Raw genomic sequence first — 16,843 nt, forward strand, 5'->3', positions numbered from 1 at the left:
CCTCAAGATCGTCGACGAGCTGACCATCATGGTCGAGTCCAACAACCGGCAGATTGGTGAAGGCGCCGCCGATGCCAGCAGGCAGGAGGCCTCGGCCAAGCTCAATCTGTATGTCGGCATCGCCATCGCCTTCATCGCCGCCTTCGGCCTGGGTCTGTTCATCAGCCGTATCATCAGCAACCCGATCGCGGCCGCGGTGGTCAGTGCCCAGCGGGTGGCCGGTGGCGACCTGACCCAGCCGATCCACAGCGACCGCCAGGACGAAACCGGTCTGCTGCTCAAGGCCCTCAATGACATGCAGAACGGCCTTAAAGGCACTATTCAGCAGATCGCCAGCGCCGCTGACCAACTGGCCTCGGCCGCCGAGGAACTCAACGCCGTCACCGAAGAAAGCAGCCGTGGCCTGACCCGTCAGAACGACGAGATTCAGCTGGCTGCCACCGCCGTGACCGAGATGACCGCCGCCGTCGAGGAAGTGGCGCGCAACGCCATGTCGACCTCCGATGCCTCCAAGACCACCAGCAGTGAAGCCGCCAATGGCCGTGACCAGGCTCGTGAAGCGGTCAAGGCCATCGACACCGTGAGTGCCGAGATTTCCAGCTCTACCACCCGTGTCGAAGACCTGGCCGGCCAGGTGCGTGAGATCGGCAAGGTGCTGGATGTGATCCGCGGTATCGCCGAACAGACCAACCTGCTGGCCCTCAACGCCGCCATCGAGGCGGCGCGGGCCGGTGAGCAGGGCCGCGGTTTTGCCGTGGTGGCCGATGAAGTGCGTGCCCTGGCGGCGCGTACCCAGGCGTCCACCGGCGAGATCGAAGCGATGATCGGCTCGGTGCAGAGCAGCGCCGACCAGGCGGTGAAAGCCATGGGCAACAGCCGCACCCTGGCCAGCGAAACCCAGGCCCTGGCGCAGGCCACCGGCCAGTCGCTGGAGCGCATTGCGCAGAGCATCGCGCAGATCAACGACCGCAACCTGTTGATCGCCACCGCTTCAGAAGAACAGGCGCATGTGGCCCGCGAGGTGGACCGCAACCTGGTGAATATCCAGGATCTCTCGACCCAGACCGCCGCCGGTGCCAACCAGACCAGTGCTTCCAGCCAGGAGCTGTCGCGCCTGGCGGTGTCCTTCAACGGCCTGGTCAGCAAGTTCCGCATTTGAACCCAATACGGGTCAGTTAGGCCGGGTAGGAGCGGCTTCAGCCGCGAAGCGACCGAATGTTCACGACAGATGCAGTGAAGTTCCTGGCGCTTTCGCGGCTAAAGCCAATACTGTTCGATTAAGCGCTTTGCGGCCTTGTGGGAGCGAGCTTGCTCGCGAATAGCTGGCACAGTCGCTGAGTTTGATGTGAACGTGACGCCGCCTTCGCGAGCAAGCTCGCTCCCACGGCCTAACTGACCAGTATTGCGGCTAAAGCCGCTCCCACCGGGCCACATGCCGCTTAAACGAACGGTATTGCATCTAAACCCAGGGTGCCGGCTCAGCCGGGCTGGCGCAGCCTTTCGCTGTACACGCACCAGGTATTGCGTCCGGCGGATTTGGCCTGGTACAGCGCCATATCGCCCAGGCGCAGCAGCTCGCTGACGGTCTGGGCGTGCAGGGGGGCCAGGGCGACGCCGATGCTGGTGCCGATCTGCACCCTTTGCCCGTGCACCTCGATGGGCTGGCACAGCGCGTCGCGCAATCGTGCGCAGAGTTCGCTGATCGCTTCTGCCGAGGCGGGTGACGCAATCACGATGACGAATTCGTCCCCACCCAGGCGTGCGGTCATCGCTTCTGGCGGGGCGTGTTCGGCCAGGCGCCGGGCGACTTCCTGCAGCACCAGGTCGCCCGCCGCATGCCCCAGCAGGTCGTTGACCGGCTTGAAACGGTCCAGATCGAGGTACAGCAATGCCAGCGGCACCGCAGGCGCCTGCTCCAGCAGGTCGTCCAGGTACTGGGTCAGCTGGTAGCGGTTGGGCAGGCCGGTGAGGAAGTCGTGCAGCGACAGGTGCCGGGCCTCGGCCTGGCTGGCATGCAGCGCGGCGAATTGTTCGTCGATCTGCCGGGTCGAGAGGATGGCGTGGCGCAGCAGCACCGCCAGCACCCCCATCAGGGCGATGACTCCGGCCAGGAACAGCGGCAGGGTCTGACGCAGCAGGTCCATGCCGGGGTGGGGGGGTATCCAGTTCACATGGGTCGAAGAACCCAGCAAGGGCATGGACTCGTACCCGGGCAGCTTGCCGGTGGCCAGGGTCATGCTCGGCAGGCCGTAGGTTTCGCTCAGGTGCGCCAGTTCCTCGTCGTCCAGCAGCGTGGCGAAGATCATCACCGACGCCGGGCCGGGTATCGTCGTGATCGAAGGGTCCCAGCCGGGAGTGATGGTCGCTGCCGCGACCAGGGCGGGGGTTCCGTCTACCTGCATGGCGCTGACGATGCTGGTGTCCTCCTTGTCGGGCGCTCGGGCGGCCGCCAGCAGGGCTGGCAAGTCCCCCTGCAGCCAGTTCGCCGCCTGGATATCCGAGGGCTTGCCGTCGATGACCGCATAGCGGGTGTGGTCCTGCGGGCCGATGACCAGCACGCCGTTGTAGCCATACAGCTCGAAGGGAATATCACCCACGTTGCGCTGCTCATCGGCCCAGACCTTGTTCACCGTCATGTGCAGGTTCTTGTAGGCCTCACCCCATTTGCTGTAGTTGATGATGTTGCGCCCCACTTCGTTGCGCACCTGCTCCAGGGTGCGGCTGATGAACACCCGCGAGCGCTGCTGCACGTCGGCATCCTGGCTCAAGGCGTTCTTGACCAGCAGATAGCCGCCCAGGCCGAGTAGCAGCAGCAGGGCGCCGATCGCCGGAACCAGGCGCCAGACCAACTGCTGGCTACGACGTGCCGCTATGCGGCTTGTCGGGTCGCTCTTGAACATGAAAACACCTGGGAACGGCCTGCGGACAATCGCCGGAACGGCTTGGAAAGAGGGGAGTGGCGCCTGGCTATCGTAACTGTGGTGGCGATCATGAACCAGCCTTCGCTACCGTGCGTCGCCGGACGGGCGAAAGCCTCGGCGTGGAGGATCGTTTCGCCGGGTGCAGGGTCCTATGGCAGCTCAGGGTTCACCGTGCCGAGGGCATACAAGCGGCGAAGGCTTGAGAAGCGTCTTTAACAGCGCCAGAATGCGCTACTTGCGTATGGGCTGAATGAGCATGCCTGCGTCGCCGAATACCAGGAGAAAGAGATCTTGAACCAGCTAAAACGCCTTCAGAGCGGAATCGAAGGACTTGATGAGCTGCTGAAGGGAGGCTTCGTTTCGGGCTCTTCCTACATCATCCAGGGGCGTCCTGGGTCGGGCAAGACCATCCTGGCCAACCAGATTGGCTTCAATCATGTGCGTGACGGCGGTCGTGTGCTGTTCGCCACGCTGCTGGCCGAGCCGCACGAGCGGTTGTTCCAGTTTCTCTCCACACTGAGCTTCTTCGACAAGAGCCGCATCGGTGCGGAAATCCAGTTCATCAGCGCCTTCGACACCATGGAGAACGAAGGGCTCGATGAGGTGGTCAAGCTGCTGCGGCGCGAGATCGCTCGGCAGAAATCGACGGTGATGATTCTCGACGGCCTGCTCAATGCGCGCTCCAAGGCCGACTCGCCACTCAATACCAAACGTTTCATTTCCGAGCTGCAGGGCCACGCGGCCTTCGCCGGCTGCACGGTGTTCTTCCTCACCAGCTCGCAGCTCGACGATGGCAGCCCGGAGCACACCATGGTCGATGGCGTGCTGGAGCTGGGCGAAGAGCAGGTCGGCTCGCGCATGGTGCGGCGCATCAAGATGCGCAAGACCCGCGGCAGTGCGGCGCTCTCCGGTGACCATGAATGCGAGATCACCGATGACGGCCTGGTGGTCTATCCGCGGCTGGAAAGCACGGTGACCCATTCGGCCATGCGCGACAGCGAGACCCTGGGCCTGATACCCAGTGGCATCGCCAGTCTCGACCCATTCATTGGCGGTGGCCTGGTGGGCTCTTCCGTTTCCCTGGTCATGGGACCCTCGGGTGCCGGCAAGACGTCCATCGGCCTCAGCTTCCTGGCCGAGTCCACTGTGCAGGACCCCGGGCTGCATTTCGGCTTCTACGAGTCGCCGCAGCGCCTGCGCCTGAAGGCCAAGGCGCTGGGGCATGACTTCGAGGCGCTCGAAGCCTCGGGGGCGCTGACCCTGGCCTGGCGCTCGATCACCACGGAAAAGATCGACAAACTGGCCATCGAGCTGTTGCGCCTGGTCGAACGCAAATCCATCAAGCGGGTATTCATCGACAGCCTGGGGGGCATGGGCAGGACCGCCGCCGACAAGTCACGGGTCCTGGATATCTACACCGCGCTGATGGGCGAATTGCGCAGCCGTAACGTCACCGTGGTCGCTTCCTGGGAGGTGCGCAGCATCCTCGGCGAGGTGATCGACGCGCCCGCATCCGACCTCTCGGGGATAGTCGATAACCTGCTGCTGGTCAGATTCGCGGAAACAGGCGCTGAACTTACTCGGCACCTGTCCATCCTTAAAGTCAGGGATAGTGCTTATGACCCTGCGCTTCTCGAACTGGTGATCGACAAACAGGGCATAGACGTTCGCAAGGCTTTATCTCATGTATTCGACGACGACAGCGGTGTACGTTCATGACCGTCATCTCGCTCATGACTCGGTGAGCGGAGTGGGCGCGATATGACCACGATTCTGATCGTCGATGATGAGTACCTGATCGCCGAGATCCTCAGCTTCGCACTCGAGGACGAAGGCTTCCTGACGGTGACCGCCGGCAATGGCCAGAAGGCGCTGAGTATCCTCGACCGCGAGCGGCCGGGGCTGATCATTACCGACTACATGATGCCGGGCATGAACGGCATCGAATTCGCCCTGGCGGTGCGCGCCAATCCGTCCTTTGCCAACATTCCCATCGTGCTGATGAGCGGTGCCCAGGCGCATCTCGGCGTTTCACGCCCCGACCTGTTCGCCCGGGTCTACGAGAAGCCCTTCGAGATCGAAGCGATGGTCAACAGCGTGCTGCAACTGCTCAAGGAGCCCTAGGCGAGCAGGACGCGCTACTCCAGTGCCTGGAGGGCCTGTTCCAGGCTGGCGGCAGACAGCTCGCCCAGGTGATTGCCTACCTGATGGCCCTGGGCGTCGTAGAACAGCGTGGTGGGCAAGGCCATGGAGCCGGCCTGGCGCCCCAGCTCGCTGTTGGCGTCGAGCAGCAGGTTGTCCAGCGCCAATCCCTGGCTTTGCAGGAACCTTCTTACTTCATCGGGCGTTTCGCCCTGATTGACGAACACCAGGGTAATGTCGGGGCGGCTGGCCTGCGCCTTGGCCAACACCGGCATTTCCCGACGGCAAGGGGGACACCAGGTCGCCCACAGGTTGATTACCACCGGCTTGCCTTGGTAGTCCTTGAGATTGACCGGCCGAGCCTCCAGATCCGTGAGCGGCAAATCCGGCAAGCGTGACTGGCGCTGCAGGTGTTCCAGCGTCAGGCTGCCCGCCCCCCAGCACAACAGGCCAGTGCAGATTGCCAGGCCGAGGGGGCGACGCTGTTCGGGGTGTCGGTACAGCTTCCAGATACCGACCAGCAAGGCGGCGGCGATGCCTGGCCAGGCGATGAAGCCGCCGTCACGCAGGTCGAGAATGCCCCAGGGCTGTTCGCGGTATTGCGCCAGGAAGCTGGCGACGAACGCCGCTCGAGCGACCAGCACGGCCACGATCAGCAGGTGGAACAGGTGTTTTTCCGGGTTGCAACCCACACGCCGCCCGGCCCACCAGCCGCACAGGGTGGCCAGCAGCATACTGGCGATGATCAGAACGTGGTGCATGGCCAGGGCCAGTGGCCCCAGGTTGAGGGTCAGCATTGAAAAGGCTCCGCAGGCCCATCTGGAAGGCGCCTACTTTGCCATTTACCCGTTTGGCGATGCGACACCGATCCAGTGCCGACCGCAGATGATTCATGACAGGTTGTGACGGCATGCAAAGCGGTGCCTGTGGAAGCGCCCCCGGGCCCAATACTGTTCGGTTAAGCGCTTTGCGGCTTTGAGGGAGCGAGCTTGCTCGTGAAAAGACCGGTAAAGCCCCGGCATCTATCGGAAGCTTGAGGCGGTCATCGCGAGCACCTGCCGCAGCCTGAGTTTTTCGCGAATACCGAGCACCAGGGATGCAATAGCCCGACCGTTGTCCAGTTCGGCCACCTGGATGCCGTTCATGCCGAACGCCTGGGCATGGGTTCCGGGGTGGGTCAGTTCCAGGCTCATCAAGCCGTCGGGGGTAATCGTGCATTTGCACAGCATGGGCACGAATGCGGTTTCCATGAGGTGGCGCAGGTCGGCTTGGGACAGCAGCATCGGGACATCCTTGGCCCTTGCAGGCCCTGTGCTCAAAGCAGTGACAGCGGGAGGCTCAGGCTGGCCCCGCTACTGGTCAGTTAAACCGGGTAGGAGCGGCTTCAGCCGCGAAGCGACTGCATGTTCACAACAGATGCAGTGACTTTCCTGGCTCTTTCGCGGCTAAAGCCGCTCCTACCGAGCCACATGACGCCTAACCGAACTGTATTGAAACTAGCCCAAGTTTGCCGAGGTGTCGCGCGCGGCTCAGCGTGACGAGGCCTTCTCAGCGGTTTGAATGGACGGCATCTGGTAGCGCTGGCCGTCGTAACTGAGTGAGTACTTCGTCACCTTCGGCGCGGACTTCGTGTCGTTGCAGTCGTCGCCCTTGGCCACCGCCACGGTATCGACGGTCTTTTCCGTCACCTCCAGATCCGCCAGCCCATGGCTCGTGGCCTTGCCCACCGCCAGGCTGCTGTGCGTCTCCGAGAACTCCCCGGCGCAATTGCCATCCCACTCGCCACCGAATTTCTCGACCTCGAAGCCGTCGAGCACCTTGCGCAGCTGGCCGCCTTGGTCCAGGTAAAGATTCATTTGCGTGGAGGAATACTGATTGACCCGCGAAGGGCCGGAATAGCGTGCGCGTACGCCGAACGCGCGCAGCGAAGGCGCCAGGTTGTAGCGCGCGGTGTCCAGGGTCACCTCCTCGAGTGTAATGGCGTCGGTGGTGATCGCCGCTGGCTCGTAAAGCTGCCGCTCGACCGTGGCGCCTTTGGCGCTGAGGACCGCCAGGCCATATTGGGCACCGTCGTCGTCCTCCTTCTCGACGAACAGCAGGGCCGCCAGGGTACGGCTCGGGTCGCTGGGCGAGGGCTTGCACACCGAATACTGATCGGCCAGCTTCAGCTGTGGCTGCAGTTGCCGCGCCCAGGCGGAGAACTGTTGCGCGCAGTCGGCGTAGGCAGCGAAGGGCAGGCAAAGCAGAGTGAAGGCGAGGGCGCGGCGCATCGGCTGATCCTTGAGGGGCGAAGGTGAGCCGACATTCTATCTGGGCGATGGTTGTTTACCGATCCCCAGAAACGAAAAAGCCCGCGCAAGGCGGGCTGTTTCGTGAACTTGGTGGCTACACAGGGACTTGAACCCCGGACCCCAGCATTATGAATGCTATGCTCTAACCAACTGAGCTATGTAGCCAAGTGGCGCGCATTATTCGCTGATACCGGGAAGGTGTCAAGCGTTTACCTGAAAAATATTTCCATGCGATCAACCGCTTAGCGATGACGTGCGATTCGACTCGCGTCTCTTCCCACAGATTGTTTCCAACAGTGACGTTCATCAGTGTTTTATGCACCGATTGGGTGCGTGCTCCCTGGCGCTTCTCCAGTAAAGGCTCAAGATCGTCCCGGCGTCCTGTCGGGTCCGGATCTTGCTAGCGCATTGACATGACGCTTCTGGGTGGAAGCGTGTCGTTGGCAGGTAAGGCCTGCATGCAATGACACTTTTGATGCGGATGCTGACTCAGGGGAGAAACATGAGTCTGGCATCCTGATGGCTTTTTGATAGTGACGATGCGGGTGTCCGTAGGCGGTGTAGTCCGGCGGAGCCCATGCGCAGGAGTAAAGCAATGAATAGCCTGTTGTCTCCGGGTATGCGTCTTTTGAGTCGCTTTGGTTTTGCGCGCAAGTTTCAGTTGCTGTTTCTGTTGTTCCTGCTGCCGCTGGCAGGCGCATTGTGGATGATCGGCAGCGACTACCTGGCCAAGTTGGCGGTGATCGCCGGTGAGCGGTCGGGGGTGCGCCAGCTGCTGGTCGTGGAGGAGGTCAACCGACTGCTGACCGAACAACGCGATCGCGCCGCGCGCTGGAAGGCCGTGGATATCCTGCGCGAGCCCACTGCGGAGGCAAAGCAGGCCATCAGCGAACTGGATGCAGCCGCTCCGTTGCTCAACCAGGCAGTGGAGCGCTTGCAGGGCATCCTGAGCGCGGAAAAAGCCACTGATGACGCCATGGCGCGTTTCAAGACCCTGCAGGACTCGACCAAGGGGCTGGACACCGCCTCGCTGCGCAGCCTGGGCTGGTGGCCGGACGGCTACGATCGTTTCAGCCAGGCCATTGCCAACCTGCAGGCACTGCGTGACCAGATCGCCATGGACTCCGGGTTGATCCTCGACCCCTGGCTGGAAACCTATTTGCTCATGCAGCTATCTACCCAGCAGACCCCCGAGCTGATCGAACGCATTGGCCGTCTGGGCAGTATCGGCCAGACCTCGGTGGTTTCCGGCCAGTTCAGCCTGCAGAGCCGTCTGCAGATGCGCGACCTGCGTGGCCGTATCGATGACGCCAGAGAGCAGATGGTCAAAATCGCCAACTCGCTGCAAAGCCACCTGCCATCGGACATGCAGCCCTGGGCGGATCGCTACCTGGCGGTACAGCAGGTGCTCAGCGATGAGCTGAAGGTGCTCGACGACGGTGTGTTCGGCGGCAGTATCAAACTCAAGCCAGCCGAATTCGAACGCAGTGTCGATCACATGCTCGACGCCATGTTCGGGCTGCGCAGCCAGTCGCTGCAGTCGCTGTACGCGCGGCTGGACTACTACCACGCCAAGTCCAACCAGGAATTCATCCCTGTGGGCGTGACCTTCACCGTGCTGATGCTGATGGCGCTGTACCTGTTGCTTTGCCTGCAGTCGTCGATCAGCCGCAGCGCCCGGGGCATCACCACCCTGGCCGAATCCCTGCGCGATGGTGACCTGTGCGTCGAGGTGTCGGTGCAGGGGCGTGACGAGCTGGCGATCATCAGCCAGGCGCTCAATGTCGCGGTGGTGCAACTGCGTACCAGCCTGCTGGGCGTCAATCGCGAAACCCAGCAACTGGGCTCGGCGGTGCAGACCCTCAACAGTCAGTCCAACGACACCCTGGGCGAAGTCGAAGACCAGCAACAGCAGATCAGCCAGATCGCCGCCGCCGCCACGCAGTTGGCCGCCACCTCCCAGGGCGTGGCCAAGAGTTGCGAGCAGGCCTCCGACAGCGCACGCCAGACGCGGCAGATCGCCGAGCAGAGCAGCCGCGACAGCCAGCGCACCACCGACAGCATCCAGCAGCTCAACCGGCGCCTGTCCGAAACCGCTGCGGCGCTTAGCCGGGTCAGCGAGCAGGGCCAGCAGATCCAGTCGGTGGTCGATGCGATTCGCGGTATCGCCGAACAGACCAACCTGCTGGCGCTCAACGCCGCCATCGAGGCAGCACGGGCTGGGGAGCAGGGGCGCGGCTTTGCCGTGGTCGCCGACGAAGTGCGCAGCCTGTCGCAGCGCACCCAGGTTTCCACGGCGCAGATCGCCAGTACCGTGGAGAGCCTGCGCAGCACCGTGACCCAAGCGGTCGAACTCATGGAGGCGGCCTGTGGCCAGGCGGTCGACGATGCCCAGTCGGTCACCGGTCTTGGCTCGCGTCTGGGCGAGATCGCCGCGGCGGTGCAGGGCGTCACCGACACCCTGGCGCAGATTCTCGCCGCTGTTGAAGAGCAGGCCTCGACGGCCGACCAGGTCAGCGGCAGCATCCAGCAGGTCGACCAGGCGGCTGGTCGCCTGCTCGACGGTGCCCGTGCGGTGAACCAGGCGGCTGATACCCTGAGCAAGGGCAGCCGGGCGCTGAACAACAACACCGCGCGTTTCCACCTGAGCTGACTGCCAGGCCCGTGGGCCAGCTTGCTGACCCACGGGTTTCACGCCATGCGGCGGTATGCCCTGCGTGCCGGAGCCAAAGTCCATGTCCTTGCCTGCCAATCTCTTCGCCCCCCTGCCGGACGCCCGCGACGACGAAGTCTTCAGCGAGCTGCTGAAACGGCCTGGCTGCCGTATCGAACGCATCGTTTCGCAGGGCCAGGCCACCCCGCCGGAGCAGCCCTGGTGCCAACCTCATGAAGAGTGGGTGGTGGTGCTCAGCGGCGCCGCACGGCTGCTGATGGAGGGGCGGGAGTTTGATCTGAAGCCGGGCGATCATTTGCTGATCCCGGCCAACGTGGAGCACCGGGTCACCTTCACCGACCCGCAACAGCCAACGGTGTGGCTGGCGATCCATCTCCAGTAGGGAGGGCCGCAGGTGGCCCGGTGGGAGGGGCTTTAGCCGCGAAAGCGCCGGGAAGTTCACTGCATCTGTTGTGAACAGGCGGTCGCTTCGCGGCTGAAGCCGCTCCTACTCGGCCTAACTGAACAGTATTGCGGCTACAGTTGATCCTTCCGGGTGTTCATGGCTGAGCCACGTCGACCCGCTCGAAGCGCCCGGAAATGACGGTGTAGGCGAGGATGGCGATCAGGCCGTGGGCGGCGACGAACCACAGGGCCGCGTTGAACGAACCGGTGGTCGCGACGAAGTAGCCGATCACCACCGGAGTGATGATTCCGGCGGTATTGCCGATGCCGTTGAACACTCCGCCGCTGAGGCCGACCATGTTCTTCGGCGCGGTGTCGGAGAGCACCGCCCAGCCGACTGCCGCCAGGCCCTTGCCGAAGAACGCCAGGGCCATCAGGGCGATGACCAGCCAGTTGGCGTCGACGTAGTTGGCCGATACCAGGCTGGCCGACAGTGCCATGCCGATCACGAACGGCGTCTTGCGGGCCCGGGACGGATGCACGCCCCGACGAATCAGCCAGTCCGACACCACACCGCCCAGTACCCCGCCGGAAAACCCGCAGATCGCCGGCAGTGCCGCTACCCAGCCGGCCTCCATGATGGTCATGCCGCGGCCCTTGATCAGGTAGATCGGAAACCAGGTGATGAAGAAGTAGGTGAGGGCGGTGATGCAGTACTGCCCCAGGTAGATGCCCCACAAAGTACGGCTGGTGAACAGCTGCTTGACCTCGCTCCACTTCAGCTTGGGTTTCTCGCTCTTGCGGGTGCTCTCCAGGTTCACCAGCGCGCCGCCTTCACGCATGTAATCCAGCTCGGCCTGCTGCACGCGGGGGTGGCTGGCCGGGTCGTGGTACATCGCGAACCAGAACAGTGTGGCGACCATGCCCAGGGCGCCCATCCACAGGAACACGTGCTCCCAGCCCAGGCTGTGGGTCAACCAGGCCATCAAGGGCGCGAACACCACCACCGCCATGTACTGCGCCGAGTTGAACAGGGCCGAGGCCGTGCCGCGCTCACGGGTGGGGAACCAGCTGGAGACGATGCGGTTGTTGGCCGGGAAGGCTGGCGACTCGACCAGGCCGAGCATGAAGCGCATGCCGAACAGCGTCAGCGCGGCGCTCGTCCCGACCAGGCCGATCCAGCCCACGGTGCCCTGCAGCAGGGTGAACAGCGACCAGAGGAACAGGCTGCAGCCATACACCCGGCGTGCGCCGAAGCGGTCCAGCAGCCAGCCGCCGGGAATCTGCCCCAGGGCGTAGGCCCAGGCGAAGGCCGAGAAGATCATGCCGAGCATGATCGGGTCCAGGCCCAGCGCCTTGACCACTTCGGTGCCGGCGATGGACATGGTGGCCCGGTCGGCATAGTTGAGTACGGTGACGATGAAAATCAGCGCGAGGATCACGAAACGCTGGCGACCGACGCGAGCCTCGCTGACCACCGCGTCCATGGGCGCAGTCTTGGTATTCATGGTGTTCTCCGCAGGTCATGCAGACCTTGTTGTTATTGGAGGGGAGAAACGCAGTCAGGCTGGTAGGGCCACCTGGGGGCGTGGTTCGGCGAAGCAGGCTTGCAGGTGCGAGAGCACGATCTCGCCCATGGCCAGGCGCGTCTGCTCGGTGGCACTGGCGCGGTGCGGTTGCAGCACCACGTTGTCGAGCCGACGCAGCGCTTCGGGAACCCTGGGTTCGTCGACGAACACGTCCAGGCCGGCGCCGGCGATGCGACCGTTCTGCAAGGCTTCGATCAGCGCGGTTTCGTCGACCAGCTTGCCGCGTGCCACGTTGATGAAGTAGCCGCGTGGCCCAAGGGCCTCAAGGACCTCGGCGGTGACGATCGCGCGGCCCAGGTCGGCCGAGGCGGCCAGTACCAGCACATCGCTGTGACGCGCCAGGTCCGGCAGGTCGGCGAAGAAGCGATAACCGCTCTGTGGCTGCTCGCGCAGGTCGTTGTACTGGATGTCCATGCCGAAGGCCTGGGCACGGCGGGCGATGGCGTGGCCGACCTGGCCGAGACCGACGATACCGATGCGTGTGCCGGTCACGCGGCGTGCCAGCGGCTGGTTGACCTCCCCCCACTGACCGTTGCGCACGATGCGATCACCGACGGCCAGGTCGCGCAACGACATGATCAGCAGCCCCATGGCCATGTCCGCGACATCGTCGGTCAGCACGCCTGGGGTGGTGGTGACGCGAATGCCACGGCTGGCCGCACGGTCGAGGTCCACGGCGTCGGTGCCGATACCGCTGATGGCGATGATCCGCAGGTTGGGCAGGCGGTCCATCAGCGCATTGGACAGGCCCTTGGCGCCACCGGTGACCACGCCATGGATACGCGGACCGACGGCATCGAGCAGGGCGTCCTGGTCGTCGGCCTGATACAAGCGGTGAACGTGATAGGTCTGCAACAGCTGGGCGTCGATCGGCGCCGGAACGGGTTGAGTCAGCAGGATGTCGTAGGTCATCGTCGCCTTCCTTCGAATTGTCGTTGTGAGGGACTCCGGGAGTGCTGACAGCCTAGGAAAAGCATCGATTCACGTCTAACATTCATCTTGAATGTATCGATACAAGAATTGAATCGTGGAATTGCATCAACTGCGTTGTTTCGTGATGGTCGCCGAAGAACTGCACTTCGGTCGTGCAGCGCAAAGGCTGCACATGACCCAGCCGCCGCTGAGTCGTCAGATCCAGTTGCTGGAGCGTTCCCTGGGCGTGCAATTGCTCGACCGCAGCAACCGCCAGGTACGCCTGACCGTGGCCGGGCGGCACTTCCTGCGCGATGCCCAGCATCTGCTGGCCTACACCGAGCAGGCCGGCGACAGCGCGCGGCGCCTGGCCAGCGGCGAAGCGGGGCAGCTGGTGCTGGGGTTCACGGCGGTGAGCGGCTACAACATGGTCCCGGAACTGCTCAGCCGCGCCGGCCAGGCTCTGCCGGACATCGGTTTCGAACTGCACGAGATGGTCTCCAGCGACCAGACCGAAGCGCTGGCGGCGAACATGATCGACATCGGCTTCGTGCGCCACATGGAGCCACGGCCCGGCTGGAGCTACCAGCTGGCCAGCCGCGAGCCGCTGATGGTGGTGATGCCGGCAGGGCATTCGCTGGGCAGGCGTGGGCCACTGAGCGTCGCCGACCTGGCGCATCAGCCGTTCGTGATGTATTCGCCCAAGGAGGGCCGGTATTTCTACGACTGCATCGTCGGACTGTTCGCTGCCGCTGGCGTGTCGCCGCGTTATCTCTATTACCTCAAGCAGACTCACTCGATCCTGGGCCTGGTGCGGGCCGGGCTGGGCATCGGCATCGTTCCGGCATCGGCCCGCGAACTGTACATGGGCCACCTGGACTTCCGGTCGCTGGCCGATGCCCAGCCTTCGGCAGACATGTACATGGTTTACCGCGACGACAACGACAACCCGGCGTTGCCGCGCTTCATCAACATGGCGCGCCAGCATTTCACCCTGGGGGTAGCGCCGAGCGACGACCGGTCCAGGACGGGCTGAAAACGGCCTTCATCCCGATGCCGGTCATGACCAGTGGGTGGTGCCTACACGGCCTTGTCCGCCGGCGGTTCCAGCTCCAGTTGCTGGCGGCGGAACTGCCCCGGTGGCAGGCCGTGGATCTGCCGGAAGCGCCGCGAGAAATAGGCTTCGTCAGCGAAGCCGCACAGTCGCGCCACCTCGCCGACCGGCCGGGTGCCGCCCAGCAGGTAACTGCGCGCTGCATGCATGCGCCGCTCCAGCACCAGTTCGCTGAAGGTCTTGCCGATCTCCTTGCGCAGCCAGTGCGTCAGGTAGGTCGGTGACAGGTAGGTGGCGGCCGCTGCCTTGGTCAGACTCAGGTCCGGGTCGGCCAGGTGCTTGCGCACGTATTCGCTTATCCGCGTGAGCGCATCGCGGCGGCTGGCCTGGGCGGCGTTGTCTTCGGCCAGCTGCTTGAGGCGGTCGGCGAACAGCATGCACACCTTGCCGATCATCTGCAGCAGCAGGCCCTTGATGATTTCCCGGCTGCCGAACTGACGCTGGGCATCCAGGTCGCGCATCTGTTGCACCAGCGCGCAGACCGGTTCGAAGTCGGCCTGTTCGAGGATGAAATCCATGTGCTCCTGAAAACGGAACGGCGACAGCTCCGGTGCCAGCAGAATGGACACCTCTTCCAGGTCCATCGGGTCGCACTCCAGGTGCGGCAGCAGGAACGTCTGCGAGAAGTTGATGACCATGAAATGGCTGTCCGCCGGGTGCGGGATGACATGCATGCGGTGCGGCAGGATGAACGCCAGGGCATTGCGCGGGAAAGGGCGTTGCACGTGGCCGATCTGCTGCACCGTGTCGCCGCCCAGATTGACCTGAATCTGGAAATACTCATGACGATGCAGGGCGGTTTCCGCCACCCGTCCGTGTTCGTCGCGGATGTAGAAATCCGCTCGTTCGCTGCGCTGCTGCATGCCGTAGGTAGGTATCCGGCTGACTGAATGCATGCTCATCTCCCTTGTTGTTCTTGCCCGGCTCCGAATGGGCGAGCCGGTGACGCGGGTCGATTCTGTACAACGGGCTGTGCGGGGTGCAATGCCTTGTACGATGACTTGATGGCGGATGGATTGTAGGGCGCTTGGACAATCCCGAGCGGGGGTGCAAAAGCGCTGTCGTTCGGACGTGGCCTTTAAAGTGCTCTAGAACAAGGCTTTCGAGGGATGTTCAACGTCCTGCTGGGAGCATGCCTGGGTGAGGTTTTTTTGGACAGGTGGCTGAGGCACCGTCCATCGGTAAGAAAACGTTCTAACTGGCGCGTTGCATTTTTTCAGTCGTACGACCACCTTGATAGGCGTTGCCGCCGACATCTATCAACAATAATCAAAGGGTGCCCGCACAATGCACATCATCCCTCGCTGGACGGTCCCGCCGCCGTCAGCCGTCGCCATAGGCCCGCCTGTCCGGGCCTGATTTCACCCATCCAGCCGTTGTCGTCAACCACCGCTTGCCGGAGGCGCGGCCCTGCTTTGCGCAAAAACCTCGATACCCCCTAACAACAATGAGGTCACACCATGTCGAGTCCCAATTCCCAGGCGGCGTCGGTCGCCAGCCACGCGCTGCCCAACGAGGCCGTCGCCCCCGCACGCCTGCCCACCCGGCGACGCTGGTTCATGCTCAGCCTGCTGTTGATCGCCACCATCATCAACTACGTCGACCGGGTGAACATCTCCATCGCCGCGCCCTTCATGGCCAAGGACCTGGGCCTGGACAAGATCCAGATGGGCCTGATCTTCTCCGCTTTCGCCTGGACCTATGCACTGGCGCTGGTGCCTGCCGGCTTCGTCGCCGACCGCTTCGGTTCGCGGTTGACCTACGGCGTTTCGCTGATCAGCTGGTCGGCCGTCACCGTCTGCCAGGGCCTGGCCAACGGTTTCGCTTCGCTGTTCGGCCTGCGCCTGGCGGTCGGGGCCATGGAAGCGCCGGCGTTTCCGGCCAACAGTCGGGCCGTGACGGTATGGTTCCCGGCCCGTGAGCGTGGCATGGCCAGCAGTGTCTACGTGTGTGGTCAATACCTCGGGACCGCGCTGTTCACGGGCGCACTGCTGTGGCTGGCGACCACCTATGACTGGCGTCACGTGTTCTACAGCACTGGCCTGGTGGGCATCGTGTTCGGGGTGATCTGGCTGTTCCTGTACCGTGATCCGCTCAACTGCAAGAAGGTCAGCAAGGAGGAACTGCAGTACATCGAGAATGGCGGCGGCCTGGTGAAAAGCAGCCAGGAGCGTACCCGCTTCAACTGGCGGCAGATTGCCGAGCTGTTCCGCTACCGGCAGATCTGGGCGATCTGCATCGGCAAGTTCGCCAGCACCTCGGCGCTGTACTTCTTCCTGACCTGGTTCCCCACCTACCTGATCGAAGAGCGCCAACTGACCACCATCAAGGCCGGCATCTTCGCGGTCATGCCGTTCATTGGCGCCACGGTGGGCATCCTGCTGGCCGGCATCGTCTCCGACCTGCTGATCCGTCGCGGCTTCAGCATGTCGTTCGCGCGCAAGCTGCCGCTGGTGGTGGGCTCGATGCTCGGCATGTCCATCGTGCTGGTCAATTTCACCGACTCCAACCTGGTGTGCATCGCCATCCTCACCATCGCGTTCTTTGCCCAGGGCATCGCTTCGTCTTCGTGGGCGGCGGTTTCGGAGGTCGCGCCCAAGGAGCTGATCGGTCTCACCGGCGGCGTCACCAGCCTGGCGGCGAACATTGGCGGCATCGTCTGCCCCATCGTGGTGGGCGCCATCGTGCATGCCACCGGCACGTTCGCCTACGCGTTCTGGTTCATCGGTGGCGTGGCGTTGATGGGCACCCTGTCGTACTCGCTGCTGCTCGGTCGGCTGTACCGCATCGAGCTGAAAACCCCGGCGCAATAAACC

General features: G+C 63.6%; 13 protein-coding genes, 1 tRNA gene and 1 pseudogene. 7 read left to right on the forward strand and 8 right to left on the reverse strand.

The features are described 5' to 3' along the window. Positions 1–13: 13 nt before the first annotated feature. Positions 14–1,159 (forward strand): annotated as a pseudogene (locus RRX38_RS20310) (methyl-accepting chemotaxis protein); the annotation flags it as partial. Between the two features lie 319 nt (positions 1,160–1,478). Here RRX38_RS20310 and RRX38_RS20315 read toward each other — a convergent pair. Next, entirely contained in the window at positions 1,479–2,900 is a 1,422-nt protein-coding gene (locus RRX38_RS20315; RefSeq protein ID WP_315960442.1) for a diguanylate cyclase domain-containing protein, read from the reverse strand. A 309-nt stretch (positions 2,901–3,209) separates the two neighbouring features. Here RRX38_RS20315 and RRX38_RS20320 point away from each other — a divergent pair, with 309 nt between their 5' ends. Further along, positions 3,210–4,640 (forward strand): ATPase domain-containing protein, encoded by a 1,431-nt coding sequence (locus tag RRX38_RS20320; protein ID WP_315962715.1) that lies wholly within the window; start codon positions 3,210–3,212, stop codon positions 4,638–4,640. A 42-nt stretch (positions 4,641–4,682) separates the two neighbouring features. Beyond that, positions 4,683–5,045 carry a response regulator gene (locus RRX38_RS20325; protein ID WP_295479017.1) on the forward strand — a complete coding sequence of 121 codons (363 nt, stop codon included), beginning with the start codon at positions 4,683–4,685 and terminating at the stop codon, positions 5,043–5,045. Positions 5,046–5,059: 14 nt separating this feature from the next. Here RRX38_RS20325 and RRX38_RS20330 read toward each other — a convergent pair whose 3' ends face one another. From RRX38_RS20330 to RRX38_RS20345, 4 genes are all read right to left on the reverse strand, one after another. After that, entirely contained in the window at positions 5,060–5,860 is an 801-nt protein-coding gene (locus tag RRX38_RS20330) for a TlpA disulfide reductase family protein (RefSeq protein WP_315960443.1), read from the reverse strand. A 225-nt stretch (positions 5,861–6,085) separates the two neighbouring features. Continuing rightward, a complete protein-coding gene (locus RRX38_RS20335) occupies positions 6,086–6,346 on the reverse strand; it encodes a DUF1652 domain-containing protein (protein ID WP_315960444.1) in 261 nt (86 codons plus the stop codon). Positions 6,347–6,592: 246 nt separating this feature from the next. Continuing rightward, positions 6,593–7,333, reverse strand: coding sequence for a hypothetical protein (locus RRX38_RS20340; RefSeq protein ID WP_315960445.1), 741 nt, complete (start codon positions 7,331–7,333; stop codon positions 6,593–6,595). A 109-nt stretch (positions 7,334–7,442) separates the two neighbouring features. Further along, positions 7,443–7,519: transfer RNA gene (locus tag RRX38_RS20345), tRNA-Met, on the reverse strand. 430 nt (positions 7,520–7,949) lie between these two features. Here RRX38_RS20345 and RRX38_RS20350 point away from each other — a divergent pair. After that, positions 7,950–10,007, forward strand: coding sequence for a methyl-accepting chemotaxis protein (locus tag RRX38_RS20350; RefSeq protein ID WP_315960446.1), 2,058 nt, complete (start codon positions 7,950–7,952; stop codon positions 10,005–10,007). Between the two features lie 82 nt (positions 10,008–10,089). Further along, positions 10,090–10,410 (forward strand): cupin domain-containing protein, encoded by a 321-nt coding sequence (locus RRX38_RS20355; RefSeq protein WP_315960447.1) that lies wholly within the window; start codon positions 10,090–10,092, stop codon positions 10,408–10,410. A 157-nt stretch (positions 10,411–10,567) separates the two neighbouring features. Here RRX38_RS20355 and RRX38_RS20360 read toward each other — a convergent pair whose 3' ends face one another. After that, on the reverse strand, positions 10,568–11,920 hold the full coding sequence (locus tag RRX38_RS20360) for an MFS transporter (protein ID WP_315960448.1): 1,353 nt from the start codon (positions 11,918–11,920) through the stop codon (positions 10,568–10,570). Positions 11,921–11,974: 54 nt separating this feature from the next. Beyond that, entirely contained in the window at positions 11,975–12,913 is a 939-nt protein-coding gene (locus RRX38_RS20365) for a 2-hydroxyacid dehydrogenase (RefSeq protein WP_315960449.1), read from the reverse strand. Positions 12,914–13,028: 115 nt separating this feature from the next. Here RRX38_RS20365 and RRX38_RS20370 point away from each other — a divergent pair, with 115 nt between their 5' ends. Continuing rightward, positions 13,029–13,949, forward strand: coding sequence for a LysR family transcriptional regulator (locus RRX38_RS20370; protein ID WP_315960450.1), 921 nt, complete (start codon positions 13,029–13,031; stop codon positions 13,947–13,949). Between the two features lie 44 nt (positions 13,950–13,993). Here RRX38_RS20370 and RRX38_RS20375 read toward each other — a convergent pair whose 3' ends face one another. Beyond that, positions 13,994–14,923 carry a helix-turn-helix transcriptional regulator gene (locus tag RRX38_RS20375; protein ID WP_295479041.1) on the reverse strand — a complete coding sequence of 310 codons (930 nt, stop codon included), beginning with the start codon at positions 14,921–14,923 and terminating at the stop codon, positions 13,994–13,996. A gap of 564 nt (positions 14,924–15,487) precedes the next feature. On the opposite strand from RRX38_RS20375, the gene RRX38_RS20380 reads away from it, so the two are divergent. Further along, positions 15,488–16,840 (forward strand): MFS transporter, encoded by a 1,353-nt coding sequence (locus tag RRX38_RS20380; protein ID WP_295479044.1) that lies wholly within the window; start codon positions 15,488–15,490, stop codon positions 16,838–16,840. Positions 16,841–16,843: the final 3 nt, after the last annotated feature.

It is taken from the genome of Pseudomonas sp. DTU_2021_1001937_2_SI_NGA_ILE_001 (assembly GCF_032463525.1).
Lineage (GTDB): Bacteria > Pseudomonadota > Gammaproteobacteria > Pseudomonadales > Pseudomonadaceae > Aquipseudomonas.